Source organism: Brevibacillus invocatus (assembly GCF_003710915.1).
Lineage (GTDB): Bacteria > Bacillota > Bacilli > Brevibacillales > Brevibacillaceae > Brevibacillus > Brevibacillus invocatus.
On the sequence record NZ_RHHR01000031.1, the window covers coordinates 1 to 4,655 of the forward strand.

Sequence of the window (4,655 nt, forward strand, 5' to 3'; positions counted from 1 at the left end):
AAACCTAGGGGGTTAATCCGCGAGCTGCCCAAAACGAATGGTATGGTAGACATCAATGGCTTGGAATCACAGACCTATATGGAGCAAGACAATCGACTACGTAGAGAAATACAGTACTTGCTATTAAAAGATGCATCATACCCGCTGCAAGGCTTAAAGATGAATTACAAATACGCGACCTACAATAAGGATGCCAGCATGCTGGCAAGGGGTGTAGTCAGACAGTATCAGGATGATTATGCGATTTCGTATGTCTCCTATCACCCTGTCACTTCTGTGACGTTCTCCTACATGCCGATGAATCCAAGTCCAATTGGCTCAAGTGTGATTGAAACCTCGTACAACATTCATTATCAAATGCAAAATCCGGAGATTTGGAAAACGCATAAGTCCAATATCGCTCGTCTATCCAATGTACCAAACCGCAATGGTGACAAGATTGTTTCAAAACAACAGCCAACTGGGCAGCCCGGATTGGAAATTGAAAAGAGATATCAACTGAATCCTAAAAATATTCATGTCTTGAGCTTGATTAAACAAAAGGCGGAACAGGTTTCTTCCGTCGTTAACGATGGGAACAAGCAATACAGTTATGTCCCTGTGACGTACTCCAGCTTCAAGTACCTCAATAACAATACGGACCCGACTTATCAATACTCATTTGCAGACCCGCAGGGAGCCTCGGTAAATCAAAGTGTCTACGACTATTTGCTTCACAACTCGACACAACGTCCGTCTGAGAGCGAAATCAGTAAATACGCCAATCAGCTTTATCGAGAGTACAACGAGTACGGCGATGTGACACTTGAGAAAGACACACAAGGGAATGTGAAAACATGGGAGTATTATCTCTACGATAATCAGGTTGCTCCCAAACTTCGTCTCCTAACCGATTCGGTTACGCTAGCCTACGACAATTCAGCACATAAGCGAACTGAGACCTATACGTATAATAGTGATTATTTACTAAGCACAGCGACAAGCATCGATTCATATCCAGGCAGTCCATATACAGACAAAATTGTTCGTACGTATACGTATCAGAACAAATTGCTCACAAAGGTCAAAGAAGATAGTTTTGGTGCGGAGCAAAAGACAAAAACCCAAACCGTTTCTTCCTATGATCAATATGGGCTATTTCCAACTGCCGTTGTCGTAAGTACACAATTGGGTGCTGGCCAATCAGAGACATCCCTTTCTACTACGTATCAGTATGATAAATTAAGTCATTTGATCGGTCAGAGTTATCCCGATGGCAGTCAGGCAGAGTATTCCTACGATCTTTTAGGAAGGGTAACCAGAGACATCTTTGTTGCAAGTAATGGCGAGAGAAGACAGGTCACCTACCAGTACGATGATGCAAGAAGAAAAATAACGCAGAACTTGCCAGATGGTACACAGATGGTCACGGTCTACACCCCATTTGGGGATGTCGAGTATCAAGCTCAAATCGGTACGAACGGACAAGAGCGTCCTTTGCTGTATAACACGTTCATGATTGACGGAAAGCATCTGGATAAATCATACCCGTATGCATTATCAGCGAGGAAAATTACCTATACGTACCATGCAGATGGATCGATTTACTCCATGACTAATCCAATCGGAACCACTCTGTATGGACGAACAAATGTAAGCTCAGATGGCTCAAGGTACCTGCCGGAAAGTGTCTCTGTGGTCAAACAACCAAACGGTTTGGAACAGTATGTGATTACAGATCGTTATGGCAATCAGGTAAAATCGATCTCGAAAACAGGTGATGCTCAGCAAGAAATAACGGTAACCACAAATTACGATGCTTTTGGCAATCCTTCTCAAAAGACGGAGAGGTCTCAATCCGGAGATAGACGCACGTGGGAATATCAATACGACATGCGTGGACGCCCGATCTATATCCTTGATCCTGAGTCAAATCAATACTTGTACGAATATGATTCCCTTGGCAACCTGGTTAGCGTCAGCGAAAATAATACGCAGACCACCCGTTACGCATACAATTCGCTCTCTTGGTTACTCCGAGAAGAATATCTTCCGTCCCGAAAGGAAGAAACATACGCGTATGATGTAAGTGGCAATCTGCAGCAGTATATAGATAAGGCAGGGAATCGTCATGACTACGGCTATACGCCTTTCTATGATCTAGCGTCCGTCACAACGAAGAATGCAGCCGGCAGCACTACAAACAGAGAGACGCGGGAATACAAACCAAATACAGCACTGCTCAGCAAGCAAACGAACAGCAATGGTACGGGTACAACAAACACCCGCGAATTGAGTTACACCTATGATCCATTCCAACGCCTTGCTACACAGAAGACATTTAATCGCACCTATGAATTTCGGTATACAGACCATGATGATTTGATGGATCAATTCATTTATCCTGACAACACCACCGTTTCTTACAGCTATGACGCATCGGGACGATTGAGTAGAGTGAGCAGCAGCCTCACGGGAAGCATATCCTACGATTACAACACGACAAGGTCCGGGGAGACCGTCACGGCCAATTACCCGAATGGCACAGACACCGAAAGGAAATACAATTCCTTTGGTCAGATCGATCGACTGGTTCATCGAAACAACGGCAGTTCGATCTGGAGCGAATCCAATCATTATAATCTGGGTAATGTCGTTTCTATTAACCGGAATGGAACTACGCTTGCATATGATTATGACAAAATTGATCGTTTGAAGAAGGAAACCATTCCAGGCAGCTCCAATCAGTACACGTACGACAGCCGTGGTAATCGTCAAACTTACGATGGCCCATTGCCGGAGGATATCGCGAATGTCACCTACACATTTGACGAGCGAAATCGTCTGCGCAGCCTAAGCAATGAAACAACGAGTGATCGAATCGATTACACGTATTATGCAGATGGACTTCGTGCTACAAAAAAGGAAAACAGCAGCGAAACGAAGTATGTGTATGTAAACGGTGTAGTAGTGGAAGAACTGGATGGTTCCAATCAAGTGAAAGCCCAAAACGTTTGGGGCAATGAACTGCTGTTCCGCAAAGATTTTGCAACCAATCAAAAGGGCTACTACGGATTTAACAGCCACGGCGATGTTGTGTCGATCACGGACAATGCCGGGAATGTAGTCAATCAGTATGATTATGATTCCTGGGGAAATGTCACTGCGCGTGTAGATGGTATGTCGAATCCGTTTCTCTACAGCGGAGAGATGTATGATGAGAAGGCTGGACTGTACTACTTGCGGGCGAGGTATTATTATCCGAGTATAGGGCGGTTTATCTCGGAGGATACGTATAAGGGGCAAGTGGATAATCCGCTTAGTTTGAATCGGTATACGTATACGCATAATAATCCGTTAAAGTATATTGATCCCAGTGGGCACGATGTTGAAATTGGTGGTTCATCTATTAACGGAACTGGGGATGTACTTCTTGATGAGAAGAAAAGAGAAGCCTTATTAAATATTTACAGAGAATATGGACTGGACGCTGTTCCGAAAATGTACCGTGATGAAATTCAGATATTTTCTGGAGATGCCTTCCCAGGTGCTGCTGGCATAAGAATTGTAAAAACAGGCAAGGCTGTCATTACAGCCGTAAATGGTATTAAAGTAGCAAAACAAGCTGTTGAATACGGAAAACTAAAATCACTTGGAAATGGAGCGTGGCAGTCCTCTCAAGGGCTAATTTATGAACAGGGATCAATTCATGGAAATAGAATTCAACATGTATTAGCACATGCTGGTCCTGATCCAACCAAACCCCTTCATACTGTTTTTAATGTTGCCAAGAACGATATACTTCCATTAGTTGATGAAGCCTGGTCACTTAGAGGGAGTGTTACTCCATTTGTTCAGAACAATGGAAGAGAAGTATTTAACATTCCTATGGGGAGAGTCATTGGTACAAATGGCGAACAAATAATTAGGATTGTAGTTGAGCATGGTACTTCAAAGATAGTTTCCGCATTTCCGGTTAGGTAGCAAGCAAATTATTTAGGAGGTCACTGTATGATCTACTGCCCATTTTGTGAAGGACAAGGAGTAATTCATGAAGCTAAAGTTATAAATCATGATTTAAACATTTTTATTTGTGATGAGTGTGACACTATGTGGAAAACTCGTGATATTAAAGAAGATAACTGCAAGAACTTTAAAGAGTTTATGAATCAACTTGGTTATCTGGGGTTGTGGTCTGAACTTACAAATATCAAACGCGTTTGATGAACCAACAATAGAAAAGGGGGCAGTATAGTATTTGCCTGTTAGAATTAAGAATATATCTGAATCAATTTCATAAATTAGAGCCCTACGGGCTCAAGGTTTTTTGAGCATAGAAAAAGGAGTACCTCCCCAAATCTCTAATAAGTTAAGTGCAACCAAAACTTATGAGAACTGGAGGTGACTCCCAATGTCCATTATAAGACAAGGAAGCCTGTTTGATATACAAGAATTATTCGATTTAGAACCTCCCAAACGATTTGGAGCGATTTTTTCCACCCTTGACATCGATCCGATTCTTTGTGTTATCTCCAAAAAGTCGATCTATGGAGCTCCTACTGAGTTGAATTATGTTGCTATGCTGTATTCTTTGGTCGCTCGAATCGTAGAACGGATTCCAACCTTGAAAGATTTAAGGAAACGGTATAAACATTACATTATATTTCCATTGGAAT

2 protein-coding genes and 1 pseudogene are annotated in these 4,655 nt (G+C 42.4%); all 3 read left to right on the forward strand.

Annotated elements, in window-relative coordinates; genetic code table 11:
• The first annotated feature begins 42 nt into the window (after window positions 1–42).
• Complete coding sequence (locus EDM52_RS16540) at window positions 43–3,963, forward strand: RHS repeat domain-containing protein (RefSeq protein ID WP_122910076.1); 3,921 nt, start codon at window positions 43–45, stop codon at window positions 3,961–3,963.
• A 27-nt stretch (window positions 3,964–3,990) separates the two neighbouring features.
• Window positions 3,991–4,203 (forward strand): hypothetical protein, encoded by a 213-nt coding sequence (locus EDM52_RS16545; protein WP_122910077.1) that lies wholly within the window; start codon window positions 3,991–3,993, stop codon window positions 4,201–4,203.
• Between the two features lie 187 nt (window positions 4,204–4,390).
• Window positions 4,391–4,655, forward strand: a pseudogene (locus EDM52_RS24960) (IS5/IS1182 family transposase); the annotation flags it as partial.

Bases quoted from the DNA above. Each gene is read 5' to 3' on its own strand.
- EDM52_RS16540 (WP_122910076.1), top strand. From the start codon at position 43: ATGGTAGACATCAATGGCTTGGAATCACAGACCTATATGGAGCAAGAC.
- EDM52_RS16545 (WP_122910077.1), top strand. From the start codon at position 3,991: ATGATCTACTGCCCATTTTGTGAAGGACAAGGAGTAATTCATGAAGCT.